This window comes from Caldovatus sediminis, from assembly GCF_014644455.1.
Taxonomy (GTDB): domain Bacteria; phylum Pseudomonadota; class Alphaproteobacteria; order Acetobacterales; family Acetobacteraceae; genus Caldovatus; species Caldovatus sediminis.
Genome location: NZ_BMKS01000008.1, coordinates 24,799 through 42,309 on the forward strand (window position 1 = coordinate 24,799; position 17,511 = coordinate 42,309).

General features: G+C 74.5%; 19 protein-coding genes. 6 read left to right on the top strand and 13 right to left on the bottom strand.

What is annotated here, in order from left to right:
• Nucleotides 1-3: 3 nt before the first annotated feature.
• Entirely contained in the window at nt 4-474 is a 471-nt protein-coding gene (locus IEX99_RS13615; protein WP_188901162.1) for a type II toxin-antitoxin system RatA family toxin, read from the top strand.
• An 84-nt stretch (nt 475-558) separates the two neighbouring features.
• A complete protein-coding gene (locus tag IEX99_RS13620) occupies nt 559-1,206 on the top strand; it encodes a glutathione S-transferase family protein (protein WP_188901164.1) in 648 nt (215 codons plus the stop codon).
• An 8-nt stretch (nt 1,207-1,214) separates the two neighbouring features.
• On the opposite strand, the gene IEX99_RS13625 is transcribed toward IEX99_RS13620, so the two are convergent.
• The 3 genes from IEX99_RS13625 to IEX99_RS13635 all read right to left on the bottom strand — a co-directional run bounded on the left by IEX99_RS13625 (nt 1,215) and on the right by IEX99_RS13635 (nt 2,895).
• Nucleotides 1,215-1,763: an amino acid synthesis family protein gene (locus IEX99_RS13625; RefSeq protein WP_188901166.1), complete on the bottom strand. Its 549-nt coding sequence runs from the start codon at nt 1,761-1,763 to the stop codon at nt 1,215-1,217.
• Nucleotides 1,764-1,770: 7 nt separating this feature from the next.
• Nucleotides 1,771-2,439 (bottom strand): hypothetical protein, encoded by a 669-nt coding sequence (locus tag IEX99_RS13630; protein ID WP_188901168.1) that lies wholly within the window; start codon nt 2,437-2,439, stop codon nt 1,771-1,773.
• Between the two features lie 99 nt (nt 2,440-2,538).
• Nucleotides 2,539-2,895: a hypothetical protein gene (locus tag IEX99_RS13635; RefSeq protein ID WP_188901170.1), complete on the bottom strand. Its 357-nt coding sequence runs from the start codon at nt 2,893-2,895 to the stop codon at nt 2,539-2,541.
• Nucleotides 2,896-3,140: 245 nt separating this feature from the next.
• Here IEX99_RS13635 and IEX99_RS13640 point away from each other — a divergent pair, with 245 nt between their 5' ends.
• Both IEX99_RS13640 and IEX99_RS13645 read left to right on the top strand, forming a co-directional pair.
• Nucleotides 3,141-4,211: a threonine aldolase family protein gene (locus IEX99_RS13640; protein ID WP_188901171.1), complete on the top strand. Its 1,071-nt coding sequence runs from the start codon at nt 3,141-3,143 to the stop codon at nt 4,209-4,211.
• 347 nt (nt 4,212-4,558) lie between these two features.
• A complete protein-coding gene (locus IEX99_RS13645; protein WP_188901173.1) occupies nt 4,559-6,031 on the top strand; it encodes a hypothetical protein in 1,473 nt (490 codons plus the stop codon).
• Between the two features lie 36 nt (nt 6,032-6,067).
• Here the strand turns inward: IEX99_RS13645 and IEX99_RS13650 are convergent, their stop codons facing one another.
• From IEX99_RS13650 to IEX99_RS13670, 5 genes are read right to left on the bottom strand one after another with little or no spacing between them, the layout of a single operon-like run.
• Nucleotides 6,068-6,727, bottom strand: coding sequence for an ABC transporter ATP-binding protein (locus tag IEX99_RS13650; protein WP_188901175.1), 660 nt, complete (start codon nt 6,725-6,727; stop codon nt 6,068-6,070).
• A complete protein-coding gene (locus IEX99_RS13655) occupies nt 6,720-7,520 on the bottom strand; it encodes an ABC transporter ATP-binding protein (protein ID WP_188901177.1) in 801 nt (266 codons plus the stop codon). The genes IEX99_RS13650 and IEX99_RS13655 overlap by 8 nt, the downstream gene beginning before the upstream one ends.
• Complete coding sequence (locus IEX99_RS13660) at nt 7,517-8,464, bottom strand: branched-chain amino acid ABC transporter permease (protein ID WP_188901179.1); 948 nt, start codon at nt 8,462-8,464, stop codon at nt 7,517-7,519. The genes IEX99_RS13655 and IEX99_RS13660 overlap by 4 nt, the downstream gene beginning before the upstream one ends.
• Nucleotides 8,464-9,399 carry a branched-chain amino acid ABC transporter permease gene (locus tag IEX99_RS13665; RefSeq protein WP_188901181.1) on the bottom strand — a complete coding sequence of 312 codons (936 nt, stop codon included), beginning with the start codon at nt 9,397-9,399 and terminating at the stop codon, nt 8,464-8,466. The genes IEX99_RS13660 and IEX99_RS13665 overlap by 1 nt, the downstream gene beginning before the upstream one ends.
• 12 nt (nt 9,400-9,411) lie before the next feature.
• Nucleotides 9,412-10,737, bottom strand: a complete 1,326-nt coding sequence (locus IEX99_RS13670; RefSeq protein ID WP_188901183.1) for an ABC transporter substrate-binding protein — start codon at nt 10,735-10,737, stop codon at nt 9,412-9,414.
• Between the two features lie 241 nt (nt 10,738-10,978).
• Here IEX99_RS13670 and pdxY point away from each other — a divergent pair, with 241 nt between their 5' ends.
• Both pdxY and IEX99_RS13680 read left to right on the top strand, forming a co-directional pair.
• Nucleotides 10,979-11,827 carry a pyridoxal kinase PdxY gene (gene pdxY / locus IEX99_RS13675; RefSeq protein WP_188901185.1) on the top strand — a complete coding sequence of 283 codons (849 nt, stop codon included), beginning with the start codon at nt 10,979-10,981 and terminating at the stop codon, nt 11,825-11,827.
• Between the two features lie 181 nt (nt 11,828-12,008).
• Nucleotides 12,009-13,052 (top strand): amino acid ABC transporter substrate-binding protein, encoded by a 1,044-nt coding sequence (locus tag IEX99_RS13680; protein ID WP_188901187.1) that lies wholly within the window; start codon nt 12,009-12,011, stop codon nt 13,050-13,052.
• On the opposite strand, the gene IEX99_RS13685 is transcribed toward IEX99_RS13680, so the two are convergent.
• The 5 genes from IEX99_RS13685 to IEX99_RS13705 are packed head-to-tail and all read right to left on the bottom strand — an operon-like array spanning nt 13,045 to nt 17,375.
• A complete protein-coding gene (locus IEX99_RS13685; protein WP_188901189.1) occupies nt 13,045-13,926 on the bottom strand; it encodes a class I SAM-dependent methyltransferase in 882 nt (293 codons plus the stop codon). The two genes, IEX99_RS13680 and IEX99_RS13685, sit on opposite strands and share 8 nt — an antisense overlap.
• Complete coding sequence (locus IEX99_RS13690; protein WP_188901190.1) at nt 13,923-14,978, bottom strand: glycosyltransferase family 4 protein; 1,056 nt, start codon at nt 14,976-14,978, stop codon at nt 13,923-13,925. The genes IEX99_RS13685 and IEX99_RS13690 overlap by 4 nt, the downstream gene beginning before the upstream one ends.
• Entirely contained in the window at nt 14,975-15,397 is a 423-nt protein-coding gene (locus IEX99_RS13695) for a 6-pyruvoyl trahydropterin synthase family protein (protein ID WP_188901193.1), read from the bottom strand. Before IEX99_RS13695 ends, IEX99_RS13690 begins: the two co-directional genes overlap by 4 nt.
• Nucleotides 15,398-15,414: 17 nt before the next feature.
• Nucleotides 15,415-16,398 carry a zinc-dependent alcohol dehydrogenase gene (locus IEX99_RS13700; RefSeq protein ID WP_188901195.1) on the bottom strand — a complete coding sequence of 328 codons (984 nt, stop codon included), beginning with the start codon at nt 16,396-16,398 and terminating at the stop codon, nt 15,415-15,417.
• Nucleotides 16,395-17,375 carry a RibD family protein gene (locus IEX99_RS13705; protein ID WP_229678022.1) on the bottom strand — a complete coding sequence of 327 codons (981 nt, stop codon included), beginning with the start codon at nt 17,373-17,375 and terminating at the stop codon, nt 16,395-16,397. The genes IEX99_RS13700 and IEX99_RS13705 overlap by 4 nt, the downstream gene beginning before the upstream one ends.
• Between the last annotated feature and the right edge of the window lie 136 nt (nt 17,376-17,511).

Here is a 17,511-nt window from a genome sequence, read left to right on the forward strand (position 1 = left end):
CGCATGCCGACCCACGCCGAGAAGCGGGTGCTCCGCTACACGCCGGAGGAGCTGTTCGACCTGGTGGCGGACGTCCAGCGCTACCCGGAGTTCCTGCCCTGGTGCGTCGGCGCGCGCGTGCTCTCGCGCACGGAGACCGAGCTCGTCGCCGACCTCACCATCGGGTTCAAGATCTTCCGCGAGACCTTCCGCAGCCATGTGGTGCTGGAGCGGCCGCACCAGGTCCACGTCAGGTACCTCAACGGCCCGTTCCGCTATCTCAACAACCATTGGCGGTTCACTGCGGTCGATGGCGGGACGGAGGTGGACTTCTTCGTGGACTTCGAGTTCCGCAGCCGCATCCTGCAGGCGGCGATCGGCGTGGTGTTCAACGAGGCGGTGCGGCTCATGGTCCGCGCCTTCGAGCGCCGCGCGATGCTGCTCTACGGCCGGCGGCCCCCCGGCGTGCCGACCCCGGCGCCAGCGCCTTCCTGACCGCGGAGCCGTTCAGCGGCCCTGATCGGCGGCATCAACGCTTTGCGTTGGCCCGCCGCTCCGGGACGCGGCAGGCTGGCGCGCATGACCTACCTGCTGTACGGGGACCGCGGCTCCGGCTCCGCCGCGGTGGAGATGGCGCTGGCCGAGATCGGCGCCCCCTGCGCGCTGCGCGCGGTGCCGCTGGAGCGCGAGGCGCAACGCGCGGCCGGGCACCTGCGCCTCAACCCGATGGGCCGGATCCCGGTTCTGGTGCTGCCGGACGGCACGGTGGTGACGGAATCGCTCGCGATCCTGCTGACGCTCTGCGACCGGCATCCGCAGGCCGCGCTGCTGCCGCCGCCCGGCGATTCCGCGCGCGCCACGGCGCTGCGCTGGATGGCGCTCGCCGCCGGCGAGTTCTATCCGCACGTCACCCGCCACGACTATCCGGAGCGCTTCAGTCCCGACCCCGCCCACTGGCCGGCGATCCGCGCCCGCGCGGTCGAGATGGGCCGCGCGGCCTGGCGCGTCGTCGAGGAGCACGCCGGCCTGCGCGATGGTGGGGAGGAGCCCTTCCTGCTCGGTGCGCGCTTCTCGATCGCCGACATCTACCTCGCCGTGCTGTCGCGCTGGATGGGTGGCGCGGCCTGGCTTCCGGGGAGCTGTCCGCGCATGGCGCGACTCGCCCGGGCGGTCGCCGCGCGCCCGGCCATCGCACCGGTCTGGGAGCGCCATTTCGGCGCCGCGTGAGGCCGGTCCTAGCGCGCCGGCGCCGTCCCGCAGCGGTTCTCCAGCCGCCCGCCATCGGCGATCGCCATCGCGACCACGATCTCGTCGGGCCGCGGCGCGTCGGCGATGCCGATCGTGATCGTGTCGAAATGCGCGAAGGACCACGCGTCGTCCTTGCGGCCGAGCGGCAGGTCCAGCGTCGCGCCCGCCGCCGCGACCTTCACGTTCGACGGGATCACCGCCTTGCCGCCGCCGATCGCCGCGCGCATCGGCCGGCCGAGCATCGGGTGCACGCAGGCCGCGCCGTGCTCCATCTCCCCGGCGACGCCGACGATCGCGCCCTTGCCGTAGCTCACCGCGGGTCCGCCGAGCAGCCTCGCCAGCTCGCCCATGAATCGCTCGCCGAGCGCCGCGCCGGCCTCCCAGAGCGGGCGCAGATCCGCCGCGTGGCGGCCGGCGAAGGGGTTCGCGATCACGGCGAGCGCCACGGCGCGCACCACGGGGCGCGGCGCCTCGCGTCCCAGCTCGGAGAAGACCTGCTCGCGCGTCAGCACCAGCTTGCGGATCGCCGGGGTCATGGCCGGATCATCCCGCGCCCGCCGCCGGGCCGCTGCCGCGATGCCTTCCGTTCGACAGGTACGGCCAGAACAGCGCGTGGGCCAGGTAGAAGTTCTCGCAGTGGATCGGGTCGGGCAGGTACACGCCGTCCCCCATGCGGATCGCCAGGAAGTGGTCCGCGAGCTTGACGCCGGGGTTCTTCTCGGCGTTCAGGAAATCGTCCTGGCATCCGTGCTGGAGCTTGGTGACCAGGTGGCGGTTCAGCTCGCGCACCAGGTCGCGCGCCTCCGGGCTCCAGCGGCCGCGCGGCGCGCCCGGCTCGAGCGCGGAGATCGAGATCTTCTGGAAGCCCGTGCCGGTGAAGCGCCAGCAGCTCATCATGTCGTAGTCGGAGACCATGAGCTGCCCGCCGTGGCCGAGCACCGTGCCGGTCTCGTTGGTCTTGGCCTTGGTCGCGAAGGTCTTGGCCGGCAGCGTGCCGTGGAAGGCACGCGCGGCCCGCCGGGGGCAGCGGAAGATGATCAGCAGGTTGCGCTCGGCGGTGAAGCGGCGCAGGACCATGATGTCCCGCGCGTCCATCCCGGACTCCGCCGACAGGCGGAGGTCCAGGCCGTCGGCGCCCGCCGCCCTTGCCTGCCGCTCCTTGCCGCGCGCGAGGTCGGCGAGACCCGCGGCGCTGATCCTGAGGCCGGACATGCGGCGCCCCCCGATGCTGCGGCCTCGCAGTGTAGCGGAGGCGTGCGGTCCGCGCAGCCCGTTCCTCCGCCGCTGCCGGGCGGCGGAGGGGGCTCGCCGTCATGCCGCACCGGGTGTCGCGCCAGGGGCCGCGAGCCGGTGCTGCGCCACCCTCGCAAGGTGGCCGAGCTTGTCGGCGCGGCCGGCGCTGGCCTCGTTCAGGAAGTCGAGCCGGGCCCTGAGCGCGGCGTTGAAGTCGGTGCAGCGGCTCAGCGTCTCGAACAGCGCCACCTGCGCCCGGAGGCGCCGGGTCATGAAGCCCGTCATCTCGTGGGCCAGCAGCATGGCCGTCTCCGCGGCCTGCCACTGCGGCGCCACCGACCGCTCGGCCAACTTCCAGCGGCGTCCGGGATCCGTCGCCGGCCAGGGCGCCCCCGCGGGGCTCCGCGGCCCGGAGGCGGTGGCGATCCTGTCCATCGCGCGTGTTTCCCTGCTTCGCTGCCGGACCGCGGACGCTTCCCATCCCTCAACGCGTGAGGGACGACGGCACGACTCCGACGAGGAAAGCACAGGTCGCCGGACTGCCGGCGCGATCGCCCGGCCTTTCCGCCGCCGCATCGGGGTGCCGCGGATGCCTCGCTCGATGCGGGTCGGTGAGCCCGCCCTGGCCGGCGGTTGGTCTCGCTGGCACACTGTGCGCGCTCTCGTGAAAGGCCTGCCTGATGGTCCACGCTCCCGAACGCCCCGACCCCGGCGCGCCGCCGGTGCGCATCAACCTCTATTCCGACACCCAGACACGGCCGACGCCGGCGATGAAGGAGGCGATGATGCGCGCCGAGGTCGGCGACGAGCAGCACGGCGACGACCCGACCGTGCACGCGCTCTGCGACCGCATGGCGGCGCTGACGGGCAAGGAGGCGGCGGTGTTCCTGCCCTCCGGCACGATGTGCAACATCATCGCCACGCTCACCCATTGCCGGCCCGGCGACGAGATCCTCGCGCACGAGACGGCGCACATCCTGACGAGCGAGGGCGGCGGCCACGCCGCGCTCGGCGGCGTGCAGATCACGCCGCTGCGCGGGCCGCGCGGCATGTTCACGGCGGAGGAGGTGCGCGCCGCGATCCGCCCGCGCCGGCGCCACGCCCCGCCGCAGACGCTGCTGGAGGTGGAGCAGACCTCCAACCTCGGCGGCGGCGCCGTCTGGCCGAAGGCGCAGCTCGACGCGGTCGCGGCGGTGGCGAAGGAGCACGGGCTCGCGACGCACATGGACGGAGCGCGGCTGATGAACGCCTGCGTCGCCTCCGGCATCGCGCCGGCGGAGATGGCGGCGGGCTGGGATTCGGTCTGGCTCGACTTCACCAAGGGGCTCGGCGCGCCGCTCGGCGCCGTGCTGTGCGGCACCGCGGAGTTCATCGACGCCGCCTGGCGCTGGAAGCAGCGCCTCGGCGGGGCGATGCGCCAGGCCGGGATCTGCGCCGCGGCGTGCCTGTATGCGCTGGATCATCACGTGGACCGGCTGGCGGAGGACCACGCCAACGCCAAGGCCTTCGCCCGCGGGCTGCGACAGATCCCGGGCATCGAGGTGGTCGAGCCGGACACGAACCTGGTCTATTTCGATCCCTCGGGCGCCGGCGTCAGCGCGCCGGAACTGGTGCGCGCGCTGCGCATGCGCGGCATCCAGATCAGCCTGCTCGGCGGAAGGATCCGCGGCTGCACGCATCTCGACGTGACAGCCGCGATGGTCGAGGAGGCGCTCGACGTGATTCGGGAGGTGCTCGCGGAACGGGGCTGAGGCCGGGCGTCCGCGGCACTCTGGAGGGGCGGCCCACGCCGCGCCGGGGCCGACGGCATGCACAGTCCGGCGCGAGCGTCGCTGCAAGGCGATCACGCGGTTTCGCTCACATGCGACCACCGGCCTGTGCTAGCAGATCCGGGGCGCCCGGCTCGGCCCGCAAGGGGCCGGCAGCCCCGGGAGGACGCGTCGCCATGTCACGCGCCACCACCTCGGCGCGCCGCCTCGCCGTCGTAGGCGGAGTGGTGCTCGCGGTTGCCGCCACGCCGGCATCCGCCCGGCAGCAGCCTCAAGCGCACGCCCACGCCGGCACGCCGCCTGCGACCCTGGGCCAAGTCCATTTCCCGGTGAGCTGCGCGCCGGAGGCGCAGGCCGCCTTCGACGAGGCGATGAGGCTGCAGCATTCCTTCTGGTACCAGGCGGCGGGCGGAGCCTTCCGCCGCGTCCGCGACCGCGACCCGAACTGCGTCATGGCCTACTGGGGCGAGGCCATGGCGCTGCTGGTCAACCCCTTCACCGTGACGACCGCCGCCAACCTGCGCGCCGGCCGCGCGCTGCTCGCCGAGGCGCGGCGCATCGGCGCGCGGAGCGAGCGCGAGGCCGGCTTCATCGCGGCGCTCTCCGAACTCTACGGCGACGAGAACCCGGCGACGCACCGCGCCCGGGTCGAGCGCTACGAGCAGGCGATGGCGCAGCTCCACCAGCGCTTCCCGGACGACCCCGAGATCGGCATCCACTACGCGCTCGCCCTCGTCATGGCCGCGCCAGCAACCGACAAGACCTACGCCCGCCAGCTCCGGGCGGCGGAAATCCTGGAGCGCGAGTGGCAGCGCCAGCCGCAGCATCCAGGCATTGCGCACTACCTGATCCACACCTACGACGTGCCGGCCCTCGCCGCGCGCGGCGTTCCCGCGGCCGAGCGCTACGCCGGGATCGCCGCGGACGCGCCGCACGCGCTGCACATGCCCTCGCACATCTTCACCCGCGTCGGGCGCTGGGAGGAGTCGATCGAGACCAACCGCCGCTCGGCCGAGACCGCACGCGCTCGGCAGGCGGTCTTCGACGAGATCCACGCGCTCGACTACATGGTCTACGGCTACCTCCAGACCGGCCAGCGCGAGGCGGCGCAACGCGCCATCGCCGAGCTGCCGCGCTTCGCGGAGTGGAATGCGCCGGCGCCGATCTTCGCCTGGGCGCTGACGGTGATGCCCGCGCGCTTCGCTTTGGAGCGCGGCGCGTGGGAGGAGGCGGCGTCGCTGACCGTGGGGCGGCAGACCGCGCCGCTCGTGGTCGCGAACACGCATTTCGCCCGCGCGGTCGGGGCCGCGCGCGCCGGCCGCCCCGACGCGGCGGCGGCGGATGTCGAGGCGCTGAAGGCCGCAGCCGCCGCGCTGCGCGGCAGCGATGCCTATTGGGCGGAGCAGACCGAGATCCTGCGTCTCGCGGCCGAATCCTGGGTGGCCTACGCGCGCGGGGAGCATGACCTGGCCCTCGCGACGATGCGCGAGGCGGCGGAGCGCGAGGCCCGCACCGACAAGCATCCGGTGACCCCCGGCCCCCTGCTGCCGGCGCGCGAGCAGCTCGGCGAGATGCTGATGCTGATGGACCGTCCCGCCGAGGCCCGGCGCGAGTTCGAGGCCGTGCAGCAGACCGAGCCGCGCCGCTTCCGCGCCGTGTACGGCGCGGCACGCGCCGCCGAGCGGGCGGGCGACCGGGATGCGGCGCGGCAGCATTATGAGGCCCTCCTGAGGATCGCCGCGCGCGCCGATCCGGGGCTGCCCGAGATCGAGCACGCCCGCGCCGCCGTCGGCCGCGGCTGATCGCGGCTACCCGCTCGTCGCGCCGGCGGGCGGGGTTCAGTCCGCCGGCGCGATCTCGCCGCGCTCGATCACGAAGGTCCGCTCGACGAGCGAGCGCAGGAGTTCCGGGTTGCTCTCGGTGATCAGGATCGCGACCTCGGGCAGCGCCTGGTGCAGCCGGTTCAGCGCCTCCGCGTAGCGCAGGGCCAGCGCCGGCGCGAGGCCCTGGAAGGGCTCGTCGAGCAGCACCGCGCGGGTGCCGGCCATCAGCGCGCGGCCGAGCGCCACCATCTTGCCCTGCCCGCCGGACAGGCCCGCCGCCTTGCGCGGGGCGAGGTCGGCGAGCTCCGGAAGCAGCGCGAACACGAGGTCGAGCCGCCGTGACTGCTCGGCGGCGGGGAGCCTCAGCACCTGCACCGGCAGGAGCAGGTTCTCGCGCACCGTGAAGCTGCCGAACAGGCGCCGGTCCTCCGGCGCGTACCCGATGCCGTGGCGCGGGCGGTGGTGTGCCGGCAGTCGCGTCTCATCCTCGCCGTCGATCAGCACGCGGCCGGCGCGGGACGGGAGCAGGCCCATCAGGGCGCGCAGCGTCGTCGTCTTGCCGGCGCCGTTGCGTCCGATGAGGGCGACGCGGCCCCCGGGCGGGACGTGCAGCGAGACGTTGCGCAGCACGGTGACGCCGGCGATCTCGACGGTGACGCCCGCGAGCTCAAGCATGGCCCGCCGCAATCCCGCCGGGCAGGCCCGCAGCGGCCGCGCCCGGGCCCTCGATCCCGATCACCTCGCGCTGCACGGCGGGGTCGGCAAGCACCGTGCCCGGCGGGCCGAGCGCGGCGATGCGGCCCTGGCTCCACACCGCCACGCGGTCGGCGAAGCGCTCCACCACGTCCATGTCGTGCTCGACGAAGACGGCGGTGACGCCGGTCTCGCGCAGCACGCGCGCCAGCGTCTCGACGATCGCCATCTTCTCCGCGGCGGCGACGCCGGAGGTCGGCTCGTCCATCAGCAGCAGGCGCGGCTTCAGCGCGACCGCCATCGCGATGTCGGTCAGCTTGCGCGCGCCCTCGTTCAGCGCATCGGCGCGCGCGCCGGCAAGGGTGGCGAGGCCGAAGCGGGCCAGGACCTCGGTCGCCTCCTCGCGCCACGCCGGTCGCAGCAGCGGCCGCAGCGGCGACCACACGCCCTCCCGCGCGGCGACGGCGAGGGCGACGTTCTCGAGCACGGTGTGCTCGGTGAAGAGCTGCGGGAGCTGGAAGCTGCGCCCGATCCCGCGGCGGACGATGGCGCGTGGCGCGAGGCCGAGGATCGACTCGCCCTCGTAGGCGATCGTCCCGGCCTGCGGGCGGAGGTAGCCGGTGGCCATGTTGAGGAAGGTCGTCTTGCCCGCGCCGTTGGGGCCGATGATCGCGAGGAACTCGCCGCGCAGCACGTCGAGGTCGATGCCGTCCGCGGCCTTGACGCCGCCGAAGGCGAGATGGAGGCCGCGGGCCTGCAGCAGCGCCTCGCTCACGGGGCCCTCCCCGGGCGCCGGCCGAGCAGCCCGAGCAACATGCCCCACAGCCCGCCGGGGGCGAACAGGATCACGAGCAGCAGGACCACGCCAAGGATCGCCTGCCACGCCTCGGCGAAGGCCGCCGCGGCGTACACGCGCACCAGCTCGTAGGTCACGGCGCCAAGGAAGGGGCCGAGCGCGCCGCCGGCGCCGCCGAGGATGGCGATGAAGACGAGCTCGCCCGAGGTGGTCCAGTAGGCGAGCAGCGGCGTCACGTGGCGCGTCGTCATGCCCACGATCGCCCCCGCGACGCCCCCCATCAGCGCCGAGAGCACATAGGCCGCGAGCAGCACCCGCCGCGCCGAGACGCCCATGAACTCGAGCCGCGTCTCGCGCGTCTTGATCCCGGCGAGCGCCTGGCCCATCGGCGAGGCGAGGTAGGCCCGCACCAGCATGCCGAAGCCCACCGCGAGGACCAGCGCCACCAGCAGCATCGCCCAGACATAGGCTTCGAGCGTGAGCGCGAGCCCCGCGACACGGGGCGGCTCCACCCGGATGCCGTCGGTGCCCCGGGTCAGTTCGTACAGCTTCTCGAGCAGAGAATAGAACACCATGCTGATCGCGAGGTTCAGCATGCCGAAGAAGATGTCGCGGTAGCGCGCCAGGAACAGCCCGGCGACCAGGCCGATCAGGCCGGCGATGAGGGCGGCAAGGGGCAGCAGCAGCAGCGCCTCCGGCAGCGAGGGCGCGAGGAACGCCACCACATAGGCGCCGGAGGACAGGTAGAGCGCATGGCCGAAGCTCACCTGCCCCGCGCGCAGCAGCAGCAGGATGCCGAGCACCGCGATGCCCTTGGCGAGCGCGATGGTCAGCACGAACCTGAGCCAGGGCGCTGCCCAGGCCGCGGCCAGGACGCCGGCCACGCCAAGCAGCGCGAGCGAGATCTCCGCGCCGCGCCGCATCACACCCGCCGCGTCTCGACCACGCCGAACAGCCCTTGCGGCCGCACCAGCAGCACCGCGACCATGATCAGGTAGGGCACCACCACCTCGAACTCCGGCGCGAGGTAGACGGCGGCCGAGCGGCCGATGCCGATCAGCAGGGCACTGATCGCCGCCCCCTCGATCTGGCCGAGGCCCGCGGTCGCCACCACCGCGAAGGACAGCACGATGGTCGCGGCGCCGAGGCCCGGCACCAGCGTCGTCGTCGGCGAGGCGAGCGCGCCGCCGAGCGCCGCGAGCCCGGCGCCGAAGGTGAAGGTCAGCAGGAAGACGCGCCGCGCGTCGATCCCCATCGCCGTCGCTGCTTCCCGGTCCGTGGTGACGGCGACGATGACCCGGCCGGTCAGGGTGCGGCGCAGGAACCAGGCGAGGCCGACGAGCGTCGCCAGCGCCACGCCCGGCAGGACGAAGAGCTGGTAGGCCGTGAAGGGGATCACATCCTCGCCGAACGGCACGTCCACCGTGCCGAGCAGCCGGAGCGGCGCGTCGTTCGAGACGGGCTGCACCCCCCAGATCAGCTTCTGCGCATCCTCCAGGATCATGAACAGCGCGAAGGTGACGAGGAGCTGCAGCACCTGTTCGTGCCCGTAGATGCGGCGGAGCACCCCCCGCTCGATCACCGGCCCCAGGATGCCGCCCACCAGCGCCGCGGCCAGGACCAGCGCGACGTAGCCGGTCCAGTCGGGCAGGCCGCGCGCGGCGAGGAACAGGCCGAGCGAGGCCGCGGCGTAGCCGCCGATGGCGAACAGGCTGCCGTGCGCGATGTTGATGATGCGCAGCACGCCGAACACCATGTTCAGCCCCACCGCCACCATGAACACCAACGCCGCGTAGGCCAGGCCATCGAGCAGCGCGAGGCCGAGCAGCAGCGCGTTCTGTTCGAGCCACCCGGCCATCGCCGCGCGTCCTCAGCCGGCGATCGGCGCGGGTACCTGCGCGAGCAGGTCCGGCTTGAGGGTCTTCAGCCAGTCCACGCTCTTCTGCCCGACCGGCGTGCTGACCATGGCGGCCGGGAAGATGATCATGTCCTTCGGCACGGCGAAGGGGAAGCGGTCGGTGAAGCTGCTGACGCCGACGATCTGGTCCTCCAGCCCCTGGCCGTCCTCGCGCAGGGTGATGGTGGAGGTGGGGGTGGCGAACTCCAGGCCGCGGAACGCCGCCGCCAGCTCCTGGTCGTTCGGCCAGCCGCCGCCCTTGGCCGCGATCGCCTTCTCGTAGGCCGCCTGCATGGCGGAGATCGCCTGGTACATGTGGTGGCAGGGGTAGATCGGATACTCGTTCTGCCGCCGGCGGTAGCTCTCGACGAAGCGGGAGAGCCGCGCCGGGTCCCGCGGCCGCGGGTGGTTGTTCCAGTGGTCGCCCCGCGTGCCGATGATGTGGCCGGCCGGCATGGTGCGGCCGAGGATCTGCAGCGACGCCTCGGCCACCGGCAGCACGAAGGTCGAGCGGTCGAACAGCCGCCGCTCCGCCGCCTGGCGGACCAGCGTCACCAGGTCGCCGCCCCAGTGGGTCGAGTAGATGACGTCGGGCCGCGCGGCGAGGAGGCGGGTGACCTCGGTCGAGTAGTCCGGCGCGCCGAGGCGCGGGAACAGCTCGGCCACGACCCGCACCCCCGGCTTCAGCGCGTCCATCGCCGTCTTCCAGATCTCCCACGAATCGCGGCCCCAGGCGTAGTCCTGGTTGATCACGGCGAGGGTGCGGAAGTCGGGCCTGGTCTTGAGCAGGTAGAGCAGCGGCGCCAGCACCTCCGGCGTCGCGTAGCCCTGGGTGCGGAAGGCGTAGGGGTGGCGCCCCTCCTCGAAGATCCGCTGGGTGCCGCAGTCCCAGAGGATGGTGGTCTTGCGCAGCTCGTCCGACAGCGGCGTGCAGGCGAGGCAGGAGCCCGAGGAGATCGAGGCGAACATCACGTGCACGCCCTCGTTCTGCACCAGGCGGCGGAACTCGCCGACGAGGTGGTCGGTGCCGGGCGCCTCGTCCACGAAGAGCGCGCGCACCGGGACGCCGCCGATCCCGCCCGCCCGGTTGATCTCCTCGAACAGCATCTCCGCGGTGTGCCGCGCGGGCACGCCGAACACGCTGGCCGGGCCGGAGAGGAAGGTGGTGATGCCGACCTTCAGCTCCGCCGGCTTCTGGGCCTGGGCGCTGCCGCTGCCCGGCCAGAGCAGGCTGCCGGAGACGGCGCCGGCCGCGACCGCCAGCGCGCCGCGGCGGCTCAGCTGGGTCTGGGTGCTCATGCTTGGCATCTCCTCCGTTCGTCTCCCCCGCGCCCGGTCGGTGCCCGCCGGGCTGCGCCGTTCGTGCTCGCAGGATGCCGGGCCGCGCCGGTGGCGTGAAGGGGGCACGCAGGGGCCGCGCGGATTGACCGCCGCCGGCGCGGCGCCTAGCGTCCCCGCCCCCCTGAAGGCGCGGAACGGGACGCGGCCGGGCCGCGCGTGCGGATGTCACGCGGCTGCGACCGCTCCGGCGGAGTCGCGGATGAACATCCTCTCGATCCAGTCATGGGTCGCCTACGGGCATGTGGGCAATGCCGCCGCGGTGTTTCCGCTCCAGCGGCTCGGCGCCGAGGTCTGGGCGGTCAACACCGTGCAGTTCTCCAACCACACCGGCTACGGGACCTGGCGCGGGCAGGTGTTCGGCGCCGGGCTGGTGCGCGACTGCGTGCTGGGGATCGAGGAGCGCGGCGCGCTGGCGCGGTGCGACGCCGTGCTCTCGGGCTACATGGGCGACGCCGCCATCGGCGAGGCGATCCTCGACGCCGTGGCGCGGACGAGGGCCGCGAACCCGGCCGCGGTCTACTGCTGCGACCCGGTGATCGGCGACGTCGGGCGCGGCGTGTTCGTCCGGCCGGGCATCCCGGAGTTCCTGCGCGACCGCGCGTTGCCGGCGGCCGACCTCGCCACGCCCAACCAGTTCGAGCTCGAGTGGCTCACCGGACGGCCGGTGCGATCGGCCGCCGAGGCCAAGGACGCCGTCGCCGCGCTGCAGGCCCTCGGTCCGCGCTGCGTGCTGGTCACCAGCCTGCACCTCGACGACACGCCACCCGACTCGATCGACCTCCTGGCGGGCGAGGGCGGCGGCTTCTGGCGCCTTCGCACGCCGCGCCTGCCGATCGCGGTCAACGGCGCGGGCGACGCGATCACGGCCCTGTTCCTGTTGCACCGCCTGCGTTCGGGGGCGGCGCCCCCGGCGCTGTCCGCCGCCGCCTCCTCGATCTTCGGCCTGCTGCGACGCACGGCGGAGGCCGGATCGCGCGAGGTCCTGCTGGTCGAGGCGCAGGAGGAGTTCGTGGCCCCATCGCGGGTCTTCGCGGCCGAGCCCTGCTGAGGCCGCCGGACCGCGGACGAGGCCGGCGGCGCGCGGCCGGACGGCCTGGCGCCGGCGCGATCTGCGCGACTTCCCGATCGGCGGCCATCGGGGAAGCCATCTCCGCCGTCGCCCCGACCGCGGGCCGATGTATGCTGCCGGCGCTCGCGCCGGCTGACCGCGGAACCGAGGGGGGACCACGATGCGCAAGGCAATTCGTTCACTGATCTTCGGGGCGCTCGCCGCCGTCGCCACGGCGGTGCCGGCGCTCGCCCAGGGGCAGCCGCAGGCGGCCGGGCCGACGCTCGCGGCCGTGCGGGCGCGCGGCGTGCTGGCCTGCGGCGCGCACCCGGGCGCGCCCGGCTTCTCGCTGCCCGACAGCCAGGGCGTCTACCGCGGCCTCGACTCCGACATCTGCCGCGCCATCGCCGCCGCGGTGCTCGGCGACGCGACGAGGATCCGCTGGGTGGCGCTCACCAGCCAGCAGCGGCTGCCGGCCCTGCAGTCCGGCCAGGTGGACGTGCTGCCGCGCACCACGACCTGGACGCACGTGCGCGACACGGCGAACGGCCTCAACTTCACCGCCGTGACCTTCTACGACGGGCAGGGCTTCTTGGTGCGTCGCTCCGCCAACGTGCAGCGCGCGCGCGAACTCGACGGCGCGACCATCTGTGTCACCTCGGGCACGACGAACGAGCTCAACCTCGCCGACTGGGCGCGCGCGAACAACGTCCGTATCAGCCCGGTGGTGTTCGACGACAACAACGAGACCCGCCGCGCCTACGAGAGCGGGCGCTGCGACGCCTTCACCACGGACGCGAGCCAGCTCGCCGGCGTCCGCACCGCGCTGTCCAACCCGGCCGAGCACGTCCTCCTCCCCGACATCATCAGCAAGGAGCCGCTGTCGCCGGCGGTACGCCACGGCGACGACCAGTGGTTCGACATCGTGCGCTGGACCATCTTCGCCCTGATCGAGGCGGAGGAGCTCGGGGTCACCCAGGCCAATGTGGACGAGATGCTGAACAGCCCGAACCCGGCGATCCGCCGGCTCCTCGGCGTCGCCGGCGACCACGGCCCGCTGATGGGCCTCGACCGCCGCTGGGCCTACAACGCGATCAAGGCGGTGGGGAATTACGGCGAGATCTTCGAGCGCAACCTCGGGCGCGAGACGCCGATCGGCCTCGCGCGCGGCCTCAACGATCTCTGGACCCGCGGCGGGCTGATGTACGCGATGCCGATCAGGTGAGGGGAGGCGACGGCAGGGCCAGCAGGTCGCGGTGCGGCACGCGCACCGCGAGCCGGCCGGCCTCCGCGAGCCGGCGGCGCGCCGCGAGCCACTCCGCGATGCGCCGCGCGCCGCGCCGCTCCTGCGCCATCGCCGCCCGGGCGTGGCCGACGGCCAGCGCGTCGGCGATCTCCCGTTCGCGCGGGTCGAGGATCCAGTCGCTCGGTGCCGTGTGCACCCTGTAGCCGCGCGCCTCGAAGGCGGCGCGCAGCACCCCTGGCGCGTCCGGGCCGAGCGCGGCGCCGCCGAAGCCCTTGTCGCGCGCCTGGTCGCGCCGGAAGCCGCGCGCCACCAGCGCGTCCGCCGGGTGCGGCGGGGTGAAGCGGTCGCGCCCGGCGACGTTCAGCGCCGCATAGAAGGGCAGCCGGCGCGCCGCGCAGGCCGCGGCCATGCGCTCCACCCAGTCGCGCGAGACGAGGTCGCAGAGGGCGCTGCACACCACCGCGTCCGCCGCGCCGAGCGGCAGGTTGTCCGGCGCCTCGGCGAGGTCGGCGACCAGCGCCTCCACCCGCCAGGCGCCGTGCGGCGTGTGCACGAGCAGCGTCTTCCGGCCCGGCCAGGTCACGCGCCAGCCGATCTGCTCGGCGCGCTCGGCGACGGTCTCGAAGGCGCGCTCGATCAGCGCCGCGTCCGCGTCCACCAGCGTCCAGGCCTGCGCCCGGCCGATGAAGTGGCCGAGCCAGCGCAGCAGCGAGCCCGTCCCGGCGCCGAGGTCGAAGAGGCGCGGCCGCGCGGGGAGGGCGCGCGCAAGGCGCGCGGCGAGGGCCGGATCGCGCGCCCGCGCGTCGAACGGCTCGCGCAGGTCGAGCCAGTCGCCGTCGAACGTCTCGCTCATCCTGCCTCGCGGTCCGCGGCGAGCAGCGCCTCCGCGAAGGCGCGGGCGCGGTCCTCCCAGCGCGGCAGGCGCTGGCCGGCCTGCCAGGCCGCCTCCGCCATGGCGGCGCGGAGCCCGGTGTCGAAGATCACCCGGCGCAGCGCCTTGGAGAGGGCCTCGTGGTCGCCGGGCGCGGAGCGCACGCCGGCCTCGATCGGCACCACCTCGCCGATGGCGCCGCCGGTGGTGATGGCGCAGGGCAGGCCGCGCGCCAGCGCCTCCGCCGCCGCCATGCCGTAGCCCTCCCAGCGCGTCGCCAGGGCGAAGAGGTCGGCGCGCGCGTAGAGCGCCTCGAGCGTCGCCGCGTCCACCTCGCCCGCGAAGGTGACGCGGGAGGCGATGCCGAGCTCCGCGGCGAGGGCGCGCAGCCCCTGGGCGTGGACGGGATCGCGCGCCTCGCCGCCGGCGATGGTGAGCGTCCAGTCGAGGTCGGTCAGCCGCCCGAGCGCCCGCAGCAGCACGTCGTGCCCCTTGCGCGGCACCAGCGCGCCGACCGAGAGGATGGCGCAGCCCGGACCGCCCGATCCCGCCGCGCGCGGCGCGGGGTCGGTGCCCGGCTCGACGACGGCGATGCGCGCCGGATCGGCGCCGAACTCCTCCGCGAGCCGCGCCGCGACGGGCGCGGAGACCGCGATGATGCGCGCCATCGCCGGGAGCAGCGCGCGCTCCCGCGCCCTGAGCGCGGCGCGGTCGGGCTCGGGCAGCCCCGATTCCAGCGCCGTCGGGTGATGGATCAGCGCCACCGCGCGGCGGCGGGCGAGCTCCTCGCGCAGCGGCAGGAAGGCGGGCAGGCCGAGGCCGTCAATGACGATGCGCGCCTCCTCGCCGCACCGCGCCAGCGCCTCGCGCGCCGACGCCTCGGCCGCGCCGTCCGCCAGCGGGTGCCGGCCGGTCAGCTCGATCGCCTCCACCGCGTGGCCCCGCGCGCGCAGGCCCGCGACGATGCGGCGGTCGTAATTGTAGCCCCCCGAGATCGCGTCGAAGGGGCCGGGCACGAGCAGCGCGATCCTCATGCCGCCACCTCCGTCGGCTCCGCGACCGGACCCTCGAAGGCCGCCCAGGCGAGCGGGCTCTCGCGCAGCAGCACCTTCAGCGCCGTCACGCGCCTGCCGCCCTCGCCGAGCCGTCCCTCGCGCAGCGCGGCGCAGAGCAGCCCGTGGATGTGGAAGGCGAGGTATTCGGTCGTAGTGTTCTTCCCCGCGAACACCGGCTCCGCGTCGAGGTTGCGGTAGTCGAGCGTGTCCAGGACGCGCCGCAGTTCGGTCCGCGCCGCGGCGATGTCCACCAGCAGGTGCAGGGGGTCGAGGGCCGGCGCGCGGAACTCCGCCTCGACGACGAAGGTGGCGCCGTGCACGCGCTGCGCCGGGCCGAATTCGGCCCCGCGGAAGCTGTGCGCGACCATGATGTGGTCGGCGACGGTCAGGCTGAACATGCTGTGCGGCCGGCCTTTCACTGGTAGGTGATCACGGGGCAGAGCGGCGCCGGGCGGCCGGGCGCCGCGGGTTCGAGCAGCCGGCCCATCATCTCCGGCAGCGCCTCGAAGGGCACCGAGGGGCCGAGCAGCGCGTCGAGACAATCGTTTTCGCCGAGCAGCGCGAGCGCCAGCGCGAGTCGCTCCGCGCGCGTCCGCCGCGCGCGCATCGGCGCCGCCACCGCGCCGACCTGGCTGGAGACCAGCGACAGCCGCCGGGCGTGGAACGCCTCGCCGAGCGGTAGCACGACCTCGCGGTCGCCAAACCAGCTCGCCTCGACGATGCGTGCCTCGAAGGCGGCATGCCGCAATGCCTGGCGCAGCCCGCCCTCGGTGGCCGAGGCGTGGACCAGCAGATCGCACTCGCGCGGCGCCTCCTCCGGCCTGGCGAAGCGCACACCGAGCCTGGCTGCAGCCGCGCCGCGGCGCTCGTCGGTGTCGCACACCGTCAGGTCCAGCCCCGGGATGCGCGCGAGCAGGAAGGCGCAGAGCAGCCCGACGACCCCGGCGCCGATCACCAGCGCCCGCTCGCCGAGGCGCGGCTGCGCGTCCCACAGGACGTTCACCGCCGTCTCCATGTTGGCGGCGAGCACCGCGCGATGGTCCGGCACCGTGTCGGGGACCGCCTGGCACAGCGCGGCGGGCGCCACGAAGCGGTCCTGGTGCGGGTGGAGGCAGAAGACGCGCCGGCCGAGGAGCTCCGCCGGGCCCGCCTCGACCACGCCGACCGCGCTGTAGCCGTACTTCACCGGAAACGGGAACTCGCCCCGCTGCAGCGGGGCACGCATCGCCTCGCGCTGGCCCGGCGGCACGCGGCCCTCCCACACCAGCCGCTCGGTGCCGCGCGAGATGCCGCTCGCGACCGCGCGCACCAGCACCTCGCCGGGACCGGGCGGCCCGAGCGTCTCCGCGCGGAGCTCGCCGCGGCCGGCGGCGACCGTCCAGAACGCGGAGGCCTTCATCCCGTGCGCTCTCCGGGGCGTGCCCGGTCGAGCGGGATGTCGAACAACACGTCGCCGCCCCCCGGCCCGAGCGGGAAGACGCGCCAGGCGAAGCGCAACCCGTCGGCGATCCGACCCACTTCGGGCAGGGTGAAGGCGGGGATGCCGGAGCCGAGCAGCACCGGCGCCACCGTCACGTGCAGCCGGTCGAGGCAGCCGGCGATGAGGAAGCGCGAGACCGTGACGCCGCCACCCTCGACGAACAGCCGCGTCAATCCTCGCCCGGCGAGCGCGCGCAACAGCGCCGGAACATCGAGGCCGCCGCCGGAGCGCGCGCGGGGCAGGCGCAGCACCTCCGCCGCGCCCAACGGGTCGGGGCCCGGCGCATCCTCGGCGCAGGCCAGCAGCGTCGCCGGGCCGCCGTCGCGGAACACCCGGAAATCCGGCGAGAGGCGGCGCTCCGTGTCGAGCACGACGCGCACCGGGCTCTCCCCCGGCACCTCGCGCGTGGTCAGGCGCGGATCGTCCTGGCGCACCGTGCCCGCGCCGACGATCACTGCATGGCACAGCGCACGCAGGCGGTGGGTGTGGAGGATGTCGCCGCGTCCGCCGATCCATTGCGAGGACCCGCTGGCGGTGGCGATCCGCCCGTCCAGCGTCTGCGCCAGGCGGCCGATCACGCGGCAGCCGTCGGGTGCCGTCGGCGGCGCGAGCACCGGCGCGAACAGGTCCGAGAGGACGCCCGGCGGTAGCGAGGCCGGATCGCCGCCGTTGCGCAGGCCGCGCAGTGCGTTCCAGACGGCGTCGGTGCCCAGCCCTTCCATGACGGCGCGCACCATGCCGCAGCGGCCGCGCGCGCGCCAGGGCGGGGGAAGGCGGATCCCCGGCGGCCGCGCCGTCAGCCCAGCACCGCCATCGCCGCCGATCGCGGCGATCGGCGCCAGACCGAGGGCGACCCGCGCGAGCAGGCCGGGATCGCCCGGAACCTTCGGGCTCAAGGCGCAGCGGGCGGGGTTGTCCGGGCCGTGCCAGACCCGCGCCTGGGGCGAGGCCGCGCGGCGCGCATCGCCTCTCCCGTCGCGCGGCGGTCGGTGCTGAAGTCCAGGTCGCGGCAGACATGGCTTCGCCCCTGCG